The 21001-nt window shown below is 46.6% G+C and carries 22 protein-coding genes; 14 read left to right on the top strand and 8 right to left on the bottom strand.

Annotated elements, in window-relative coordinates:
• Positions 1-2: 2 nt before the first annotated feature.
• The gene (locus M3191_RS07475; RefSeq protein ID WP_251699539.1) at positions 3-140 is read left to right on the top strand and encodes a hypothetical protein; all 138 of its coding nucleotides are present in this window, start codon (positions 3-5) and stop codon (positions 138-140) included.
• A gap of 59 nt (positions 141-199) precedes the next feature.
• Here M3191_RS07475 and M3191_RS07470 read toward each other — a convergent pair whose 3' ends face one another.
• The 5 genes from M3191_RS07470 to M3191_RS07450 form a co-directional block, all read right to left on the bottom strand.
• Positions 200-2329, bottom strand: a complete 2130-nt coding sequence (locus M3191_RS07470; protein WP_251699538.1) for an MMPL family transporter — start codon at positions 2327-2329, stop codon at positions 200-202.
• The gene (locus M3191_RS07465) at positions 2281-2700 is read right to left on the bottom strand and encodes a hypothetical protein (RefSeq protein WP_251699536.1); all 420 of its coding nucleotides are present in this window, start codon (positions 2698-2700) and stop codon (positions 2281-2283) included. The genes M3191_RS07470 and M3191_RS07465 overlap by 49 nt, the downstream gene beginning before the upstream one ends.
• Positions 2701-2797: 97 nt before the next feature.
• Complete coding sequence (locus M3191_RS07460; RefSeq protein ID WP_060205704.1) at positions 2798-2998, bottom strand: cold-shock protein; 201 nt, start codon at positions 2996-2998, stop codon at positions 2798-2800.
• Positions 2999-3156: 158 nt separating this feature from the next.
• A complete protein-coding gene (locus M3191_RS07455; protein WP_251699534.1) occupies positions 3157-4155 on the bottom strand; it encodes an inorganic phosphate transporter in 999 nt (332 codons plus the stop codon).
• Positions 4156-4167: 12 nt separating this feature from the next.
• Complete coding sequence (locus tag M3191_RS07450; RefSeq protein WP_251699531.1) at positions 4168-4788, bottom strand: DUF47 domain-containing protein; 621 nt, start codon at positions 4786-4788, stop codon at positions 4168-4170.
• Between the two features lie 224 nt (positions 4789-5012).
• Here M3191_RS07450 and M3191_RS07445 point away from each other — a divergent pair, with 224 nt between their 5' ends.
• Together M3191_RS07445 and M3191_RS07440 are read left to right on the top strand one after the other, a co-directional pair.
• Positions 5013-5546, top strand: coding sequence for a hypothetical protein (locus M3191_RS07445; RefSeq protein WP_251699529.1), 534 nt, complete (start codon positions 5013-5015; stop codon positions 5544-5546).
• Between the two features lie 35 nt (positions 5547-5581).
• Entirely contained in the window at positions 5582-7129 is a 1548-nt protein-coding gene (locus tag M3191_RS07440; protein ID WP_251699528.1) for a flotillin family protein, read from the top strand.
• A gap of 52 nt (positions 7130-7181) precedes the next feature.
• Here the strand turns inward: M3191_RS07440 and M3191_RS07435 are convergent, their stop codons facing one another.
• Complete coding sequence (locus tag M3191_RS07435; protein ID WP_251699526.1) at positions 7182-7355, bottom strand: hypothetical protein; 174 nt, start codon at positions 7353-7355, stop codon at positions 7182-7184.
• A 70-nt stretch (positions 7356-7425) separates the two neighbouring features.
• On the opposite strand from M3191_RS07435, the gene M3191_RS07430 reads away from it, so the two are divergent.
• The 9 genes from M3191_RS07430 to M3191_RS07390 all read left to right on the top strand — a co-directional run bounded on the left by M3191_RS07430 (position 7426) and on the right by M3191_RS07390 (position 15238).
• The gene (locus M3191_RS07430) at positions 7426-8124 is read left to right on the top strand and encodes an ABC transporter ATP-binding protein (RefSeq protein ID WP_251699524.1); all 699 of its coding nucleotides are present in this window, start codon (positions 7426-7428) and stop codon (positions 8122-8124) included.
• Positions 8114-9382 (top strand): ABC transporter permease, encoded by a 1269-nt coding sequence (locus tag M3191_RS07425; protein WP_251699522.1) that lies wholly within the window; start codon positions 8114-8116, stop codon positions 9380-9382. The genes M3191_RS07430 and M3191_RS07425 overlap by 11 nt, the downstream gene beginning before the upstream one ends.
• Positions 9383-9493: 111 nt before the next feature.
• A complete protein-coding gene (locus M3191_RS07420; RefSeq protein WP_251699520.1) occupies positions 9494-10417 on the top strand; it encodes an HD-GYP domain-containing protein in 924 nt (307 codons plus the stop codon).
• Between the two features lie 104 nt (positions 10418-10521).
• The gene (fumC, locus tag M3191_RS07415; protein WP_251699518.1) at positions 10522-11904 is read left to right on the top strand and encodes a class II fumarate hydratase; all 1383 of its coding nucleotides are present in this window, start codon (positions 10522-10524) and stop codon (positions 11902-11904) included.
• Position 11905: 1 nt separating this feature from the next.
• Positions 11906-12319, top strand: coding sequence for an HIT family protein (locus M3191_RS07410; RefSeq protein WP_251699516.1), 414 nt, complete (start codon positions 11906-11908; stop codon positions 12317-12319).
• Between the two features lie 64 nt (positions 12320-12383).
• A complete protein-coding gene (locus M3191_RS07405; RefSeq protein WP_251699514.1) occupies positions 12384-12881 on the top strand; it encodes a PCYCGC domain-containing protein in 498 nt (165 codons plus the stop codon).
• A 307-nt stretch (positions 12882-13188) separates the two neighbouring features.
• A complete protein-coding gene (locus M3191_RS07400) occupies positions 13189-13710 on the top strand; it encodes a DinB family protein (protein ID WP_251699512.1) in 522 nt (173 codons plus the stop codon).
• Positions 13711-13828: 118 nt separating this feature from the next.
• Positions 13829-14500, top strand: coding sequence for a diphthine--ammonia ligase (locus M3191_RS07395; protein WP_251699510.1), 672 nt, complete (start codon positions 13829-13831; stop codon positions 14498-14500).
• A gap of 177 nt (positions 14501-14677) precedes the next feature.
• Positions 14678-15238 carry an integrase gene (locus M3191_RS07390; protein WP_251699508.1) on the top strand — a complete coding sequence of 187 codons (561 nt, stop codon included), beginning with the start codon at positions 14678-14680 and terminating at the stop codon, positions 15236-15238.
• A 52-nt stretch (positions 15239-15290) separates the two neighbouring features.
• Here M3191_RS07390 and M3191_RS07385 read toward each other — a convergent pair whose 3' ends face one another.
• Positions 15291-16460, bottom strand: a complete 1170-nt coding sequence (locus M3191_RS07385; protein WP_251699506.1) for a class I SAM-dependent methyltransferase — start codon at positions 16458-16460, stop codon at positions 15291-15293.
• A gap of 255 nt (positions 16461-16715) precedes the next feature.
• Complete coding sequence (gene nfsA, locus M3191_RS07380; protein ID WP_251699504.1) at positions 16716-17447, bottom strand: oxygen-insensitive NADPH nitroreductase; 732 nt, start codon at positions 17445-17447, stop codon at positions 16716-16718.
• Between the two features lie 89 nt (positions 17448-17536).
• On the opposite strand from nfsA, the gene M3191_RS07375 reads away from it, so the two are divergent.
• Together M3191_RS07375 and M3191_RS07370 are read left to right on the top strand one after the other, a co-directional pair.
• The gene (locus tag M3191_RS07375) at positions 17537-19096 is read left to right on the top strand and encodes an FMN-binding glutamate synthase family protein (RefSeq protein ID WP_251699502.1); all 1560 of its coding nucleotides are present in this window, start codon (positions 17537-17539) and stop codon (positions 19094-19096) included.
• A gap of 227 nt (positions 19097-19323) precedes the next feature.
• Complete coding sequence (locus tag M3191_RS07370; protein ID WP_251699500.1) at positions 19324-20967, top strand: AMP-binding protein; 1644 nt, start codon at positions 19324-19326, stop codon at positions 20965-20967.
• Positions 20968-21001: the final 34 nt, after the last annotated feature.

Here is a 21001-nt window from a genome sequence, read left to right as displayed (position 1 = left end):
AAATGAAGGGAAGAACGCTCGTCATCGGGCTCGTCGTCTTTGTCCTCGCAGTCGTTGCAATCATCTATTTTGCAATGACAGCACAGTTTGATAAAGACCGGCAGGAAGACCCGCAAGTTGAGATTATTGATAAAAAGTAAAAGCTGCCTGGACAAACGGAAAAATTCGTTGTCCAGGCAGCTTTTCTATTGTCATGGAGTTAATGCCAATTCCCAGCTTTGTATTCACCTTTCCTAAACGGCATCCACCAGTTCCACTTGCCAAATAATTTCATTAAACTCGGAACAAGCAACAGGCGGATGATCGTTGCATCAATGGCGACCGCAATCGCGATGCCGACGCCAATCTGCTTCACCGGCATGACGTCTGTGAACGCGAATGCACCCGTCAATACAATCATGATCAATGCAGCGGAAGTAATGATCTTACTTGTCGTCGCAAGCCCTTCGACCGTCGAATGATCATTATCGAACGTCTTCGCGTATTCCTCTTGCATCCGAGAAATGAGGAACACTTCATAGTCCATGCTCAAGCCGAAGACGAGACTGAAGACGAGGATCGGAATGATGAGCGCAATCGTTCCAGGATGCATTCCGAAATGGCCATATTGGAAAATATAGACGAGGATTCCAAACGTCGCGGATAGCCCAACGATGTTCATCAAAATCGCCTTCAACGGAATAAGCACCGAGCGGAATGCAATCATAAGAATGATGAACGTCGACACTAGGATTATTGTTAGCACAGACACGATATTGCCGAAAATCTCATCAAAGATTTCCTGATTGAACTTCGGTTGACCACCCACCAACAGATTCCATTCGGATTGCTGTGACCAATCCCGCGCCCATTGCTGCGCTTCGTCGGACGTGCCTTTCGCCTGAAGCGTAACTGGAATCAATACTTGATTATCCTTGACGAATGAATCAAGAAGCGGTTCAAGCTGGGCCTTCATTTCAGGTACTTGCATCGCTTGCTCCCATTCTTCAGGAGAACCGACTCCGCTAGCAGTGAAAATTGTAGTCAGCTTGTCGACCAATCGATCATCGGCCAAATCTTCTTCCAACGCTTTCATTGCATCCAAGCCTTCCGCATCAGTCCAGCCGCCATCACGTTCCGCGATCAAGTACACATGCGATCGCTTACCGAGCCCGAACGTGTCATCCATCAATTCGTACGAAGCCCGAGTATCATACGACGCCGGCAATGAATCGATCTGTGGAATCGTCAAATCCATATTTTTCACAGGAATTATTGCAATGCCCAGTAAAACAAGCGCCACAATTGTAATAAGAATGGGACGTTTAATAACGGCATTGGCGAACTGCCTCCATCGATCAGAGCCGTTTTCCTTCACCTTCAACACGCGGCCTTTATTCAACCGGTCGCCGAGCATTATTAAAATCGCCGGAAGCAACGTAACTGAACTGAGCACCGCCATACCGACGACAATCATTCCGCCGAGCGCAATGTTTTGGAAGATCTCGACTTTGATAATAAACATTGCACCTAGACCGATGAACACACAAAAGGCCGAGAAAATGACAGAGCGGCCCGCAGTACGGATCGTTGTCGCAACAGCCTCAAGCACATCGCTCTTCAATCGCTCTTCCCGGTAGCGGCTAATGAACAGAAGCGAAAAGTCGATGCTCAGAGCGAGCCCAAGCATCGGAACGATATTCAATACAAAAATAGCCAACTCCATCTGTCCGCCAACTAAAGCCAACACACCGAACGTCGATACGACTGTCGCAACACCGACGATCAACGGAACCATCGAAGCCATGAGTGAACCGAATGCAAAAAGAAGGACGATGATTGCGATTGGCAAGCCGATCGCCTCCGCCTTCATCAAATCGCGTTGGCTCGCGCTATTGATATCTTTCGTAATGGCGGATTGGCCTGTTAGGACAATGCCTTTCTCGTCACCGATCGCTTTCCGGATATCTGTAACGACTTTGGACATATCCTTGCCGTTCTCTTCAAAGTGGAGCAATGCATAGGAGACATCCTTCGTATATTGCTCTTCGTTATCCAAAGGGGAAACGACTTCGGAAGCAAGATCCAGCTTCTCAATTTCAGTCAAAGTGGACGCAATCGTTGCATCACTTGCTTTATCGAAAACGACAAACATCGTTTCTGCCGGTAAATCGAATTTCTCAGAAGCGATTTTCATCACTTGTTCATGTTCTCCATCCATCCTGAAGCCGTCACCCGCAAGCAGCCCAGGCAAACGGATTGCAAAAATGGCCATGGCAATGAAAAGTGCAATCCAGGCAATCATGATCGTTTTATAATACTTCGTAACAAAAAGCGCAAGTGTGCGCATACCATCGTCCTCCCCAATCTTTCTGTCTGCTCCTTATCATATCGAAATTGGATAGGAATGTCTTTTTTGAAGGGATAGTTTGGGAGAATCGCGTCCAAAGTGAGCCGCTGCGCGTCCAAAGAGGATGGCTCCGCGTCCAAAGCCATCCACTGCGCGTCCAAAGAAGATGGTTCCGCGTCCAAAGCCATCCACTGCGCGTCCAAAGAGGATGGCTCCGCGTCCAAAGCCATCCGCTGCGCGTCCAAAGAGGAAGGTTCCGCGTCCAAAGCCAGCCACTGCGCGTCCAAAGAGGAAGGTTCCGCGTCCAAAGCCAGCCGCTGCGCGTCCAAAGAAGATAGTTCCGCGTCCAAAGCCATCCGCTGCGCGTCCAATGAGGTAGCTCCCGCGTCTAAAGCACATGTACTATCCAGGAATAAATACGAAAAAAACCACTCCCCGAAGGAAGTGGTTTTGAAGGGTTAATTCAAATTAGTTTTTTTCAACGTTAGTTGCTTGAAGTCCGCGTTGACCTTGTTCGATTTCGAAAGTCACGTCTTGGCCTTCTTCAAGAGTTTTGAAGCCATCACCTTGGATAGCTGAGAAGTGTACGAATACATCGTCGCCATCTTCACGTTCGATGAAGCCATAACCTTTTTCTGCGTTAAACCATTTTACTTTACCTTGTTCCATGTTTGTTTCCTCCTTGTGTGCAAAGCACACATTGTGTTACTATCCTTGCTCAAGTCTTGAAGCGGTCAAGCGTTAAATCGTGACCATCGCGCCGAACAAAAATAATTCTCCTTTATCATACCAGAGGCCATTTGGCAATGCAAGTGAAAAGTTTTGTATTACAATAATAAATTCAAAATTTGATACACAATGGCGGCAAGAGCTGCAGAAATAGGCATTGTAATCACCCACGTGAGGACAATTTTTTTCGCAACTCCCCATTTGACGCCTTTAACACGTTGCGCCGAGCCGACTCCCATGATTGCGGATGAGATGACATGAGTCGTGCTGACAGGCAAATGGATGAGCGTCGCGCCGAAAATGATCATAGCAGAGCTCAAATCGGCAGCTGCTCCGTTGACTGGACGGATTTTCATAATCTTCCCACCGACAGTCTTAATGATTTTATATCCGCCGATGGATGTCCCAAGCCCCATCGCAGTGGCAGCAGCAATCCGAACCCAAAGTTGGATATCGTCGCCTGTCTGCAACTGTGCGGCAATTAATGCCATTGTAATGATCCCCATCGCCTTCTGGGCATCGTTCGTACCGTGCGTGAATGCTTGTAGGGCCGCGGTTCCAATCTGCAAATAACGGATCCGTTTATTCGCCTTGAACAAATTCCGGTTTTTCAATAAAACCTTGAAAAGCGTCATCATCAGGAACCCGGCCGCAATTGCGATGAACGGGGAAATGAGTAGAGCTTGCATGATTTTGACGAACCCGCCGTAATTCAAAACCCCAAATCCTGCCGCTGAAATGGCGGCACCTGCGATCGAACCGATCAACGCATGCGATGAACTTGAAGGAATGCCGTAATACCAAGTGATTAAATTCCATGCAATCGCAGCAGTAAGGGCAGCCAATATGACAATAGATCCTTTTTCCAACATGAAAGGATCGACAATATCTTTGGAAATGGTCTTGGCGACGCCTGTAAACGTCAATGCGCCGATGAAGTTCATTATTGCAGCCATATAGATGGCTGTCCGTGGTTTCAATGCTCGTGTCGATACCGAAGTCGCAATGGCATTCGCCGTATCGTGGAAGCCATTTATGAAATCGAATGCGAGCGCAAAAACTACGATAGCTATCGTGAGAAACAATATCATATCCATAAAAGCTGCTCCTTACGCGTTTCGCATGATGATTGTTTCAAGTGTGTTCGCAACGTCCTGGCAATGATCCGCAATGTCTTCCAGCAACTCATAAATATCCTTGAACTGGATGATGCGGATCGGATCCTTTTCACGGATGAACAGCTGTTTGATCGATGTGCGAAGGACTTCATCGCAAATCCGCTCATATTCTTTAATCAAAACAGCGTGATCCCGCATCTGGACAAGTTTCTTCTTCGCAAGCAATTCCATCGCCTTGACGATTTCATCGGAACTTTTCACGATATTATCCATGAACTTCTGGACATATTCGTCGATTTCCGTCAGCGAGAACATTTCAAGATTCGCCGCGAAATGTTCGATGCCGTCGAGGATATCGTCCATCTTAATTGCCAATTGCAAAATATCTTCCCGTTCAATCGGCGTCATGAAAGAAATGTTGAGTTTTGAGATAAGGTCATGAATCAGATCATCGCCTTCTGTTTCGTATTGCTTTAACTTGATGCTTACTTCTTTTAAATCTGCAACCGACGTCACTTTGAAGTCATTCGCATAGTGCATCGCTTCTTGGACATGCTCAGCAATCTCCAAAAGAGCTGCGAAAAAAGGATCGGTTTTACGTGGACTGAACATTTTTAAGCCTCCATCCGTTTCCGGAATCAATTTTTAGTAGTCTTATCATAGCAAAAAACAATGAAAATAAGTACAGATATACGGGCTGATTTCTTTTTTAAGTCATAATGTGGTAGAGTTCTGATGTTGAAAAAATCGAAATTTATTTCCAGGAATTTTGAAACTTTATTATCGGTCGACCGTATGTATAGTAGAATTCAAATAGGAGAAGGCGAGGTGAGAGGATGGAAGTGTTCGGAATGCCGGTCATCCATGTCTATTTGACCGTGCTCATAATCGCAGGATTAGCGACCGTGCTGTACATTCTATTCAGTGACATTGCAGAAGGGATTGGCGATGCGAGTCCGATTTTGGATCCCGCAGTCATTCTTGCATTCATTTCATTTACATCAGCAGTGGGATATATATTGGAGTTGACGACAGAATGGAATCATTTGCTGATCTTGATCATTGCGCTTGGGGCAGCGACCGCATTGGACTTCCTTCTATATTTCTTCGTGCTCCTTCCTTTGAAATCCGCAGAAGTATCGCTTGCTTATACCGATGAATCACTCACAGGCCAAGTCGGCAAAGTCATCGTTCCGGTACCGGTTGACGGCTTTGGCGAAATCATCATCGAAACGGTGAATGGCATCATTTCGAAGAGGGCTGCGGGGTATGAAAACAAAGCGATCGACTACGGAAAAGAAGTGTTGGTCATCGAAGTGAAGGAAGGAACGTTCATCGTAAAGGAATATGAGCCTTTCCGCTTCAAGTGATCAAATCAAAACCAATCCATTAAGGGGGAAACAGAATGCCAGGAATTTCAGGAATGTTTATTGTCATCGGGATTGTCGTGTTCATTTTGCTTGCTGTCATCCTTGTGTACATTTCAAAGTACAAGACAGTCGGACCGGATGAAGCGCTGATCGTCACGGGTAGTTATTTAGGATCGAAAAACGTACATACGGATGACTCGGGCAACCGGATTAAAATCATCCGTGGCGGGGGAGCATTCGTCTTCCCTGTGTTCCAACAAGCGGAACCTCTCAGCTTGCTCTCTAGCAAACTAGAAGTGACGACGCCTGAAGTGTATACGGAACAAGGGGTTCCCGTCATGGCGGACGGAACAGCAATCATTAAGATCGGCGGATCGATTACTGAAATCGCGACGGCAGCGGAGCAGTTTTTAGGAAAAGCGAAAGCCGACCGCGAAAATGAAGCGAAGGAAGTTCTCGAGGGACATTTGCGTTCCATTCTAGGATCCATGACGGTCGAAGAGATTTATAAGAATCGTGATAAGTTCTCCCAGGAAGTGCAACGTGTCGCTTCGCAGGATTTGGCTAAAATGGGGCTTGTCATCGTTTCCTTTACGATCAAAGATGTACGCGATAAAAACGGGTACTTGGATTCACTCGGTAAACCGCGTATCGCCCAAGTGAAACGCGATGCAGACATTGCTACAGTCGAAGCGGAAAAAGAGACGCGCATCAAGAACGCAGAAGCATCGAAGGAAGCACAAAAAGCTGAAATCGAACGTGCTACGGAAATTGCTGAAGCGGAGAAGGAAAATCAGTTGAAAGTCGCTGACTACCGCCGCGAGCAAGATATCGCGAAAGCGCGCGCCGACCAAGCGTATGAGCTAGAATCCGCCCGTGCGAAACAAGAAGTTACGGAGCAGGAGATGCAAGTCAAAATCATCGAGCGTCAAAAGCAGATCGAGTTGGAAGAGAAAGAGATCCTGCGCCGTGAAAAGCAATATGATTCCGAAGTTAAGAAAAAGGCCGACGCAGACCGTTACGCGATCGAGCAAAACGCAGCCGCGGATAAGTCTCGTCAAATGGCTGAAGCGGAAGCAGAGAAGTATCGCATTGAAGCACGTGCATCTGCGGAAGCTGAAAAAATCCGCCTTGACGGGTTGGCAAAAGCCGACGCTCAGCGTGCGCAAGGTGAATCCGAAGCTGACGTCATCCGCCTGAAAGGTCTCGCGGAAGCAGAAGCGAAACGCAAAATCGCGGAAGCGTTCGAACAATACGGCCAGGCAGCTGTGCTTGACATGATCGTTAAGATGATTCCAGAATACGCGAAGCAAATTGCAAGCCCGCTTTCTAACATCGATAAAATCACTGTTGTTGACACAGGCAGTGGTGAAGGCGGCGGTGCCAATAAAGTGACATCATACGCAACGAACCTGATGTCCACTCTGCAAGAAACATTGAAAGCCTCTTCAGGCATCGATGTAAAAGAAATGATGGAAAGCTACGTTGGTAAAAACAATCTTCGTCCTAGCATCGACAACTTGGCGGAAGAACTTCGTACGAAGCCGACACCAGTCAAACCGAAACCTGTTGATGAGGAATAAGCTTTGCTTGAACACCCGGACCACATTCGTGGTACGGGTGTTTTTTTAATTGTCAAAAGCATTTGGCGCGAATAAGCACGGCCCCGTCCAAAGTGATGCCGCCCGCGTCCAAAGCAAGCTGCTCCCCGTCCAAAGTGGTGCTATCCGCGTCCAAAGTAAGCTGCTCCGCGTCCAAAGTGATGCCATCCGCATCCAAAGCCCACCCACATCTTAAGAATTTCTTCATTTTTCTCCTCACTCCCCCTTAAGAATCTTCCCCTACAATGAGAAACAGTTACTACGTTGGAGGGGAAATCATGATACAGGTTCAAGAATTAACACATTCATTCAAAATCGGCAAGAAAGGCAAAGAGCGAAAAATTCCCGTTCTAAAAGGGCTGTCCTTCGCAATCAATGAGGGAGAGATCGTTTCGATTGTCGGTCGAAGCGGGTCAGGGAAGTCGACGCTTCTTCATATATTGGCGGGATTCCTGAAGCCCGATGCCGGCATCATCCAAATCGGCGACGTTCGGACATCCACTTTCAGTGAGGCGGAGAGCGCTAAATTCCGCCTCGATCATTTCGGCTTCATCTTTCAAAATTTCCAGCTCATGCCGGGTCTTACGGCATTTGAAAATGTGGAGTTGCCGCTCAAACTCGCCGGCGTTGCCAAAAAGGATCGCCAGAAAAAAGTCCAACAGCTTCTTCAGCTCGTCGGCTTGACAGAGGTGCAAGACCATTATCCGAATGAATTATCGGGAGGTCAGCAGCAACGGGTGAGCATCGCGCGTGCACTCATCACCGATCCGCCGATCATCTTTGCGGACGAGCCAACCGGGAGCCTTGACTCAGAGACAGAGCAGGACATCCTGCTGCTCATCCAATCGCTCAATAAAACTCGTGGCATCACATTCATCATCATTACACATGACGACACAGTGGCGGAAACCGCGGATCGCGTTTACAAGATGCATGACGGTGAATTATCGGAAGGGGGTGTTGGACATGCAAGTTAACGATCAAATCGATTTCGTCCGACAACATATCAAAAAGAACAAACTACGTGTCTTCATGACAATCCTTGCAGCAACGATGGGGACAGCCTTCCTGATTGTCCTTGCTTCCGTCGGGTTCGGCATCCACGACACGCTGCGGAACGAAATACTCGATAACCGGTTGGTGAACCAAATAGAAGTGTACTCAAGTGAAATGAATCAGGTAAAAGTGGAGGACCTGAAAAAACGTGAACATGTGAAGGCGGTCGTCTTCCGCCAGTCTGTAAGCATCAATCAGCAATCGGAACTGGACGGGTTCATCGGCAGCCATAACATGACGGTCACGGAATTCCAAGAGGAAGCCAAAGTGGGCTTCGCCTTACAAGAAGGACGCATGCCGGAAAATGAATCTGAAGTCGTTGTCGGAAGCCACTTCGCAGAAAATCTGATTGAACCAAATACAGTCGAGGAAGCGGAGCCTTCAACATATAAAGGTTCATTAATCGGCAAACAGTTCACATACAAAATGGGATTGTATGAAGAAAAGGAACTGTTCCCGGAAGAAACTACGTTGACCATTGTAGGCGTCGCGAAAGAGCCGGCGAAGGATTGGATCATGGATTTCAATATATATGCGGATTCAGCCATCATGCCTGACTTGACCACAATTTTCACTAGTCACGTTGATGACGAGAATAGTGAATTGTTCTACGGAAACGTCAATGTGTATGCCAAGAACTTGGAAAACGTAACCGCTGTCAGCAAGGCGCTCAAAGACGAAGGGTATTCCGTTTACTCGATTGCTGACCAGCTCGAACAGCTTGACGTCTTCTTCCTAGCATTCAAAGCTGGCCTCGTCTTCGTCGGCACGATTGCAATCTTAATTGCCTCCATCGGCATCTTCAACACGATGACAATGGCCGTTACAGAACGGACGCGGGAAATCGGTGTCATGAAAGCGATCGGAGCAAGCCCGAAACTGATTCAAAGACTGTTCCTAATGGAAAGTGCCTGGATCGGAATAATAGGAACAATCATCGCAGTCATCATCTCTTACGGCGTCAGTTTCATTGCCAATATGGTATTGCCGATCATCGTTTCAGCCGCACTCGGGGATGAGGAGATCGCAAGCTTAGATATAACGTTTTCCATCATTCCATGGCAGCTTGTCATCATCGCATCCGCAATCAGCATTACAGTTGCCATGATTTCTGGCTGGCGCCCGGCTCGCAAGGCGACAAAAATTGACGTCATTCAAGCACTGAGACAAGAAATATAAAAGAAAGTATATTCTATTTATTCAAAAATAACTATGGAAATTCCCGGCATTATTCGTTATAATGGAGGAAACATGCGGAGATAGTCGAAACCTGCCTGACGGAGGATGCCTATGGGAACCACTCGAAACGACAGACCCCGACAAATAGATGTCCTGCCCCCCGTATTACGGATGACGTCGGGACAGATTACGTTTATGGGGCGATGGAAAAACGTTGCAGAAGCCCTTTTTTCATTGAATGAAGGAGGCTCTTTCTGCGCCCAATATAACCCGGAGAACACGATTGTCGAAACGTACACGCTGCTGGATGGCCAAGTCGATATCGAATACCGCGGTACGCGCACAAAAATGCGTATCGGAGAAACGATGGATGCTTCCTGCTACGACAAGGTAGTCACGTTTTACGGAACATCCGACGCGGAAATCCTCATGAAAATGGATGCGGACTTCTATGAACAATTATTTTTCGAAACCCAAACTTTGCAAACCGAAATTGATGCAGTCGCGCTTGTGGATGGTTATACGTATCACCATTGCGATAGGATCAGGCAATATGCCATTGAAGTATGGAAACGGATGGACCAGCCGAAAAGCAGACTGAAATTGATGCGGTGGGGTGCTCACTTCCATGATATCGGCAAACTCGCAATTCCTCTCGAAATCTTAAATAAACCCGAAAAGCTCACGCCGGAAGAATGGGAAATCATGAAATTGCATTCCCAAGCCGGAGCAAACATTATGCGCGCCCATCCAGTGGAGTGGTTGAAGGATGCCGCATTCATCGTAGAACAGCATCATGAGCGATACGATGGCAAAGGGTACCCTTATGGATTGAAAGGGGATGAAATATCCCTGGAAGCCGCCATCGTCTCTGTCGTCGATGCCTATGACGCAATGACAACGGAACGCGTCTACAAAAAAGCGGTGACAGCAGAAGAGGCATTCGAAGAACTGAGAAGAGGCAAAGGGACACAATTCCATCCAGATGTAGTAGATAGGTTTATAGAAATATACCAGGAAAAGAAATTGGCCTGATTCTTAAAGACTCGGATAACCGGGTCTTTTCATTTTATTTCAACTCTAAAAAAGTGCATGATAGATAGAGGAGTTTGAATAATCTATTGAAAGGCGGAGGGAAAATGGAATATCGTATCGAGCATGACACGTTTGGAGAAATCAAAGTACCAGCGGATAAGTTGTGGGGCGCGCAGACACAGCGGAGCAAGCAGAACTTTAAAATCGGTGGAGAACGGATTCCGCTCGGCGTCATCCGTGCGTTCGCCCATTTGAAAAAATCGGCTGCAATTGCGAGCAACTCATTTGGCAATCTATCGGAAGTGAAAACGAAAGCAATCGTGGCGGCTGCCGAAGAGGTGATTGAAGGCAAATGGGACGACCATTTCCCGCTTGTCGTTTGGCAAACCGGCAGTGGAACGCAATCCAACATGAATATGAACGAAGTGCTTGCGAACCGTGGCAACCAGCTGTTGGAGGAGTGGGGCGAGGAAGAGCGCCTTCATCCGAATGATGATGTGAATAAATCGCAAAGCTCCAACGATACATTCCCGACTGCACTGCACGTCGCAGGCGTGATCGCTGTGGAGCGTGAATTGCTGCCATCCTTACAAGTCTTAAAAGAAACCCTCGGCAAGAAATCCGAAGAGTTCATGGATATTATCAAGATCGGACGTACACATCTGCAAGACGCGACGCCTCTTACATTGGGCCAGGAAATAAGCGGCTGGCATCGCATGCTTGAAAAGACAGAGAAAATGCTGAACGAAAGCGTCCAGTCCATGAAGGAACTTGCAATTGGCGGAACTGCTGTCGGTACAGGACTGAATGCACCGAAAGGATTCGGTGAAAAAGTTGCAGAAGAAATTTCAAAATCGGTCGGCATCGCTTTCACATCGGCGGAAAATAAATTCCATGCCCTCACAAGCTATGACGAAGTCGTCTATACACATGGTGCGATAAAAGCCCTTGCAGCGGATCTGATGAAAATCGCGAACGACGTAAGATGGTTAGCAAGCGGCCCGCGTTCAGGAATCGGTGAAATTACAATTCCTGAAAATGAACCGGGCAGCTCCATCATGCCGGGCAAAGTCAATCCGACGCAAAGTGAAGCCCTCACAATGGTTGTAGCACAAGTGATGGGGAATGACGCAGCTATCGGATTCTCGGCAAGCCAAGGAAACTTCGAGCTGAACGTCTTCAAGCCGGTCATCATCTACAACTTCCTGCAATCTGCAAAGCTTCTCGCAGACGGCATGCGCAGCTTCAATGACAATTGTGCGGTCGGCATCGAGCCAAACCGGGAAGAGATTGATAGCAAAGTGAAAAACTCCTTGATGCTTGTGACTGCGCTAAACCCGCATATCGGTTATGAAAACGCAGCAAAAATCGCGAAAACAGCACATAAAGAAGGAACGACGTTGAAGGAAGCGGCACTGAAAACTGGTTTATTAACAGAAGAGCAATTTGATGAATATGTTGATCCTTCCAAGATGATCGGACGATAAAATGTACAAAGAAAATTGCCCTTATTGTAACTTGGCCGCAGATCCTGAGCAGCAAATCATTTTTGAGACAGAAACATGCGCCTATATCCTAAAGCCTTCCGAGCAAAAAGTGTTGGAAGGCAGTGGCCTGATCGTACCGAAACGGCATGCGGAAAATGTGTTTTCATTGACGCCTGAAGAGTGGCGGGATACGCAGGAGCTCTTGCTGAAAGCGAAGGCATACTTGGAAGAACGTTATAACCACGAAGGCTATACGATCGGATGGAATACGGATGTAGTGGGCGGGCAGTCGATTCCTCACGCCCATCTGCATGTCATTCCACGGTTTTCAGATGAGCCGTTAGCTGGCAAAGGCATCCGTTATTGGATCAAGCAGAAAGAGAATAAACGAGGCGCAATGTCCACAAAGTTGTAACCCTACTCCTTACCATTATCCGATATGATGGAAGGACAATGACGTAGCAAAGGAGTAGACATGAATGAAAAAACTAATGCCTATCATGCTTATACTGATCCTTATCCTTTCCGCTTGCGGTGAGAAGGCGCAAAAACACTCGGAAGACGAACATTTGGAAGTGGGCCATGAAAAACATTTGCCGAATGGGGACTTGCAGGAAGTAACTGAATCAGCCGCAGTCTTGCCGAAGTTTTTGGATGACAAGCCCGAGGATATGCGCCTCGTCTATCAAGTTGCAGCATCCGCCTCTGATGTGCTAACTTACATGCCGTGCTATTGCGGCTGCGGTGAAAGTGCCGGGCATGGCCACAACTTGAACTGCTTCGTCGATGAAATCCGCGAAGACGGTTCTGTCGTCTGGGACGACCATGGAACACGCTGTCTCGTATGCTTGGAGATTGCGGTTAAATCGGTACAAATGAAACAAGAAGGCAAGTCGATGAAAGAAATCCGTGAATTCATCGATGAAACATACAAAGAAGGCTATGCAGAACCGACAGACACGCCGATGCCTGCATAATCACACCGCTCCATCCGACAAGGATGGAGCGTTTTTTACAATACGCGCATAAACTCTAGAAAAGACGCATAAATTGCTTCAAAGGCTCATAAGTCATAAAAGATGCGCATATATCACGAAAATGCCTCATAAATGCTTATATATACGCATAAATCTGTTTAAAAACGCATAAACATCTTTATTACAAATATAACCAACAATTTATTTTTCTGAATATGTTTTTACCACTTTAAATTTTCTTCAAAACGTCGTATGCTGTGGGAGAGAATTGAATGCTCCTATTTCGTTCTACATGAGGAGAGATATAATGGTTTTTGAGGGGAATAATAAAATCCGCAGAAAAATCTATCAAACCATCGATGGGATGACTGATGAAGAGTTCAACGGTACTCCGTCAACAGGCGGCTGGTCTCCAAAGCAAATTTTGGAGCATCTTGCATTGATGGAAACATATATAGCTTCAAAAATAGCAGGAGAATTGAAGAATCCTGAGAGTCCAAAAGCCTCGAAGAAAATGATCGTCCTTTCTGGAAGCTTGCTCGTCAAAGGGGATCTTCCTATAGAAACGCAACCGACACATACGTATAAATCAATTCCGGAAATTAAAGAGGAGCTTCATAACTCGAGAATTTATTTGCTTGATGTCTATGATTGCAGCTGCAAAGACCAATTGCGTGAGAAGTCATTCAAGCATCCGAATCTCGGCTCGATGCCTTTGGAACAATGGTTTCCGATTGTCGGCCTGTACGAAAAATGCCATTTAAAGCAATTGAAGAAGACAATTGATGAACTACGTATAAACGGCTGCTCATTAGAAGCGGCTGAATAAGGAAAGTCCCCGACAAGATAATACGGGGACTTTTTTGATTCAGATGTCATCGAATGTATAGATCCATCACCAACAGGCGGTGTTGACACCAATATAACGTAAGGGATGTGTGTTGCAAATGAACAACCAACCATTCGTCGCCTCTTGGAGCGGCGGGAAGGACTCGGCGTTGGCGTATTATCGCGCACTTCAAGCAGGGGGAGTCGCGAAGCGGATTTGGACGATGTTTGAAAAGAATAAAGAACATTCGAAGTCACATGCCTTGCCGTTGGAAATAATCCGGGCGCAGGCGGATAGCCTCGGTATTCCTTTAATGATCCGTGGTGCCGACTGGAACAGCTACGAAGAGCAATTTTTAGATGCAATGCAAGAATGCGTAGATGCGGGCATCGCTGATGGAGTTTTTGGGGATATCGACCTTGAGGATCATTTGACATGGGTTCGAACAGCATGCGCAAAAGTTGGAATGAATGCAGTTCACCCCCTATGGATGGAGCCTCGCCGTCAATTATTGGAGGAGTTCGTGCATTCAGGTTTTGAAGCATACATTGTAGTCGTCAATACTAAAATGATGTCTGCAGAATTCATCGGGCGTGAATTCACGATTGAATTAATGGATGAACTCGAGTCGCTCGGCATTGATTCGTGTGGGGAATCGGGGGAATTCCATACCATTGTCGTCGATGGACCGATTTTCAAAAAACGTGTACCTATCGAGTTCAAAGGGCAGCATGAGCGCGATGGATATGTATTCTTAGACGTGGGGTTGGAAACAAACCTGCCAACTTAGTGAGTTAGCATATTTTTAACGATTTGGTGTAAGTTGGAATTTCTCTGTTGAAATATAGCTGTAATTTATTTATAATGTAAAGGTTGCTTGGAAAAAGCTCATGTATGAATAAGTATACATGCCAATTCGGCTAAACATAGATAGAAACTTAACAGTAAAGGGTGTCAGGGAAAGAGAATGAATGAACGAATGACGGAATCGCAAATCGTCGCTTTGATCGAATCGGCCATCCGTGCCGTGAACATGGATGTAGAGCTCAAGCAGGAAAGCACGGGCGTCAATATGATGTATGATTTCATCAAGGATGAAGTCATTGTCGACATTGACCGTGTACAAAAAGCTTGGCAAGAACTCCCCGAATCGATGCCACTGGAAACGTATCTTCGTGTATTAACCATCCACGAGTTGGGGCATGCAATGGATCGTAACGCATTGCTCGACTCACTCGACCGTACAAAGGAAATCATTCTCATGAAAAAACAAGCCGCGGCTGAAAAACGGCCTACCGATCTGCCGATGATGACAGCGCTGATTGAAGAGCATCAAGCAGACATTGCTTTCGAGGAAACCGCATGGGCCAATGCTGAAATCCTAAACAGCTATTTCGGAATCGTTGATGGAGACAGTTTTGCAAAAGTGAAAATGCATAGTCTTTCGACATATCGGGCAGCATATGAGGCTGACTTGAGAATTTATAATGGATTTATTCACACGCAAGAGGAATTAATATCTGTATAACATGAAGAAACCGCCAGTCTGATGAAGTCAGGGGCGGTTTTTTCATGCATTTTTATTGTAAGTATCCGGATGCTTTTAATTCCCGTTCCAAAAATGGCTTCGCGTTCAGCAAATCACGGAATCCTTCATACTTGGCGATACCTTCAGCCGTCGGTTTTTTACCGGTCTTATACGCACGGATCAAAATATTTTTCGGTGTATGCTCCATATCGATGAATTCAAGCAGCTGAGCGTCATATCCGACGAGTGACAGGATTTCAGCGCGGATGGAGTCGGTGGCAAGTGCCGAGAAGCGTTCTTTGATTAACCCATGTTGGAGCATCACTTCAAGAGCAGGTGATTGGACTTGCGAGAACAGTTCATGCTGGCAGCAAGGGACGCTCAAAATAACTTCCGCTCCCCATTTGACAGCGCGCGCCAATGCCATATCCGTTGCAACATCGCATGCATGTAAAGTGACGACCATGTCCACGGACGTTTCCTCGTTGTAATCGTTAATATCGCCGACGAGGAACTCCAACTGTTCATAGCCAAGATCTTTCGCAATCAAATTGCATTCTTCAATGACTTCCTTTTTCAGGTCAAGCCCAGTCACTCTGATATCCAACCCTTTTTCGATGTGTAAATAATGATAGAGGGCAAACGTCAAATAGGATTTGCCGGAACCGAAGTCCAAAATACGGACAGGACGATCTTTTGGCAAATAAGCGAGTGCGTCATCGATGAACTCGACAAAGCGGTTGATTTGCCGGAATTTGTCGTATTTCTGCTTCTTCACCTTGCCTTCTGGAGATTGCACGCCAAGACGGACTAGAAAAGGGTAGGGGGTTTCATCGTCCAAAAGATAGTTCTTTTTCCGGTTATGCGACAAGTCGACTTTTTTCGCCACGGCCGCCTTTTCACCTTTCCAGGAAACTTTGAATTTTTTCGTCAGCTGGATATGGACTTTCTCATTCGTGAATTCCGCGTGCATCTGCTTGAATTGCTCCAAAAGTTGACGGAGGGTTGTCTGGATGTCTGAGATTTTTATATTTTCATGTTTCAAAATTCGTTCGTAGTGATATTCAAATTGAATATGGACTTCTTTTTTAATTTCCACCGGCTTTAGTTTCACTTTCTGTAAGCCGGTCGATTTATAACGGGGCTGGCTGATCGTTCCTTGGATGAATGATCCTTCCTGAATTCGGCGGACGATTTCATCAACTGATTCTTCAAATTGCATAATGATGGACCTCTTTTCGGGCGAGTATGTATATATAAGAATATCAAAAGGGATTAGCGTTTGCTAATCCCGTGAAGTGAACTGCTGTTTATGCGTGGAAAACCCGATTTATGCGCGAATTTTCAAGTTTATGAGCTATTCCAAGGGCTTATGCGTCGTTTAGCGCGTTTATGCGTATTTGGAGTGATTTATGCGTGAATAAATGGATTTATGAGCTTTTGGAGCACTTTAAGCGTAAGTATCGCGTTCGAGATTTTATTTAAACGTGAATCCGCGTTTCGCCAAGAATTCTTTCATATAGGTCCGTCTCGGTTCGGCGAGGAAATCGGCCATTTGGACGGACCACGCAGTATCCTTTTGGTTCGACCCGCGATTGAGGTAATAGTCGTGCATCGTTTGATCGTAGGCTGGCAGAAGTTCGTCGTATTTGGCAGTGTCGTAGCTGTTCTCATGGATGATCGCTTCGACCGGTAATCTCGGTTTCACTTCGTTTGCTTCGTCCGGAACGCCGATGGACATGGCGAACATTGGCGCGACGCCGTCCGGGAGTCCTAGTAGCTCGCTGATTTCCTCAGGGGCATTGCGGATGCCGCCGATATAGCAAATGCCATATCCTTTTGATTCTGCCGCGATGGCAACGTTTTGGGCGAAGAGCGCTACATCGATGGAGCCGACGAGCACGTTTTCTGCGTGGGAATAATCGATTTCCTTGCCATGCATAGCAGCGGCTTTTGCTAATCGGCAATAATCTGCACAGAAAATCAATACGGCTCCGGCGGATAGAAACTGCCTTTTATTCTTTGAAAGCTCAGCTAGCTGTTCCCGTTTTTCCTGATCGGTGACATGGATGACGGAATAGGCTTGGACAAAATGGGAGCTTGCCGCATGTTGGCCTGCGTGGACCAGTTCCTGGACGTCTTCCTTTGAGAGAGGAATGTCCTTGTATTTTCGTACGGATGCGTGTGATGTCAATAAATCGATGATCATATTTTTACCTCCAGAATATTTCGTTATTCTATATTGCGTGAATACGTTCATGTTACACTACTCATAACGCTTAGAAAAGGGGGATCCGCATGGATTGGTTTGAAGGTATATCATTGACGACGACTTTGCTTGTCCTTATTTTAGTCGTCATTCCCATTTCGATCGCTATCTATCTTTATTTTTACGACAAACGGCAGAAGCAGCATTCTGTTCTCCGGAACTACCCTGTGCTTGGACGGATGAGGTATGTGCTGGAAAAGACGGGGCCGGAGCTGCGTCAGTATTTATTCAACGCCGATCATGAAGGAAAGCCTTTCAATCGTGAAGAATATTTGCATATGGTGCTTCCCGGGAAGTATTTGAACAGCATTATCGGCTTCGGATCGAAACGTAATTTTGAAGAAGCAGGCTATTACATCCGCAATGCGCTGTTCACGAAGCAGAACGAAGAAATGCGTGTCGATAATGATGAGTTGATCCATACGATGCGCTACCGTGTCGATGAAGACAATCTATTTTCGCGGAAGGAGCATCGGGAAGAGATTCCTGCACTGCCCTGGCTTCTGCCTGAAGAGGATGCAGTCGTCATCGGACCGAATTGTGAGCATCCGTTCCACGTCCGGAGCCTGCTTGGCCAATCCGGCATGAGTTATGGGGCACTCGGTGAAAATGCGATTACTGCTTTGTCTAAGGGAATCGGCATGGCTAAAGAAGCGTGGATGAACACAGGTGAAGGCGGACTGTCCCCGCACCACCTAGCAGGAGATGCCCATATCATCGCGCAAATCGGGTCGGGATTATTCGGTTTCCGCACTGAGGAAGGGGAGTTCAGCTGGGAGCGTCTCCGTGAAAAGGCGGAAATTGAGCAAGTAAAAGCTTTTGAAATCAAGATGGCGCAAGGCGCTAAAATGCGGGGCGGCCATGTCGAAGGGGAAAAAGTGACAGAGGAGATAGCGGAAATCCGGAATGTAGTTCCGTATACAACAATCAACAGCCCGAACCGTTTTCGTCAGTTCTCGGACTACCCGACATTGTTTGATTTCATCGAGCAGATCAGGGACCGTGGCGGCAAGCCTGTCGGGATAAAAATCGTCATCGGCGGAAAGGAAGATGCGGAAGAGCTGGCGTCGTTCATGCATGAAACAGGCAAAGGTCCGGATTTCATCTCTTTGGATGGAGCGGAAGGTGGATCCGGAGCGACGTATCAAGATTTGGCGGACAGTGTCGGATTGCCGCTCAAATCGGCACTTATCCTGCTCGATGACGCCTTGCGGAAATATGATGTGCGCGACCAAGTAAAGATCATTGCTTCCGGAAAAATCACGACGCCTGACAAAGCGGCGATTGCATTGGCGATGGGGGCTGATCTTGTCCAAATTGCCCGTGGCTTCATGATTTCGGTAGGGTGCATCATGGCTGAACGGTGCCATACGAATGAGTGTCCGGCAGGTGTAGCAACAACGGATAAAAATCTGCAAAGAGGGCTGGTCGTAGAGGAAAAGAAATTCCGCGTTACGAATTATATATTGACGATGCGTGAAGGGTTGTTTCGGATCGCAGCTGCCGCTGGGATTGATTCTCCGACAAAGTTCGAGCGAAATCACGTAGTTTATAAGGATGAAAGAGGACGTGTCTTCCCTGTTGAATAAAGACGTTAAGCCATTCTGCCGCTGGGATTGATTCTCCGACAAAGTTCGAGCGAAATCACGTAGTTTATAAGGATGAAAGAGGACGTGTCTTCCCTGTTGAATAAAGACGTTAAGCCATTCTGCCTATTCGGCGGAATGGCATTTTTTGAATTAAAATACCTAAGACACCTTCTGAATTTTGTGATAATATGTAAATAACTAAAGTTTTATAGAAAGGGGTTAGATGGATGTCTTTGTTGAGGAAAACGGTTGGCGAGGTCGTAAGGGATTGGGCGAAAGCGTTGCCGGAGCAAGAGGCCTATGTTTATCCGGAGCATGGGATCAGAAGAACATATGATGAGTTTAATAGAGAGACAGATGAGCTCGCGAAGGCATTCATCGGGATGGGGATCGAGCGTGGGGAGCATATCGCCATTTGGTCCGATAACAAGCCGCAATGGTTGCTGAGCCAGTTTGCCACTGGAAAGATGGGGGCTGTCCTCGTTACGGTGAATACGAATTATCAGGCGAACGAGCTCGAATATTTGCTGAAGCAATCGGATGCGACAACGTTGATTTTGGCTGAAGGATACAAAGGGACGTGTTATATCGACATCATCCGTTCTGTTTGCCCGGAATTGCTGGATAGCGAGGGCGGTATCGTAACCAGTGTCAAGCTTCCTAAACTGAAAAGAATCATACTCATGTCGGATCGCGAAGAATCCGGTATTTATAAGTGGTCGGAATTCCTAGCTCATGCGCAAGGAATCACAGATGAAGAATTAGAGGAACGGGAAAAGACGTTGTCGCCCGACGATGTCATTAACATTCAATATACGTCCGGCACGACAGGGTTTCCGAAAGGCGTCATGTTGACGCACCACAATATTGTTAACAATGGAAAGATCATCGGAGATCTCATGAAGTTGACGGAGAAAGATCGCCTCTGCATTCCAGTACCTTTCTTCCATTGTTTCGGAGCCGTTTTGAGCAACTTGGCTGCGGTTACCCATGGTTCGACAATGGTCATTCTCGAGCAGTTCGACCCTCTTCGTGTATTGGAAGCAGTTCAGGAGGAAAAATGTACGGCACTTAACGGAGTGCCGACAATGTTCATATCGGAATTGAACCATCCAGAATTCAAGAATTTCGACACGTCGACATTACGAACGGGCATCATGGCGGGCTCAACTTGCCCAATTGAAGTGATGAAGAAAGTGATACGCGACATGGGAGCGGATGAAATTACGATTTGCTACGGGCAGACGGAAGCTTCACCAGTCATCACACAGACGCAAACCGATGATCCGATTGAAAAGCGTGTGTCCACTGTTGGAAAACCACATCCATTTGTCGAAGTGAAAATTATCGATCCATTGACGTATGAGGAGATGCCTGTCGGTAGTCCGGGTGAACTGTGCACACGCGGTTATCATGTGATGAAAGGCTATTATAATAATGAGGAAGCGACACGTGAGGCGATAGATGAGGATGGCTGGCTTCGTACGGGGGATATCGCTATTATGGACGAAGACGGTTATATCGACATTACTGGACGGATAAAAGATGTTATCATCCGCGGCGGAGAAAACATTTATCCGCGGGAAGTGGAGGAGTTCCTTTATACGCATCCAGGTATATCGGACGTTCAAATTGTTGGTGTTCCAGACCCGAAATACGGGGAGCAATTGATGGCGTGGATCATCCCGAAAAAGGGAGCGATCATTGACGAGGAAGCTGTACGGTCATTTTGCCGTGGCAATATTTCCTATCACAAAATTCCGACTTACATTAAATTTATCGATGAATATCCGATGACAGCATCAGGGAAAATACAGAAATTCAAACTTCGTGAAATGTCGAATACTGAATCTTTGAGTCACCAAACGTAAAAAACTAGATCAAACAGGAGAAGGAATGCAGAAC

The organism is Sporosarcina luteola (genome assembly GCF_023715535.1).
Lineage (GTDB): Bacteria > Bacillota > Bacilli > Bacillales_A > Planococcaceae > Sporosarcina > Sporosarcina luteola_B.
This window is presented reverse-complemented; position numbering and strand designations above follow the sequence as displayed.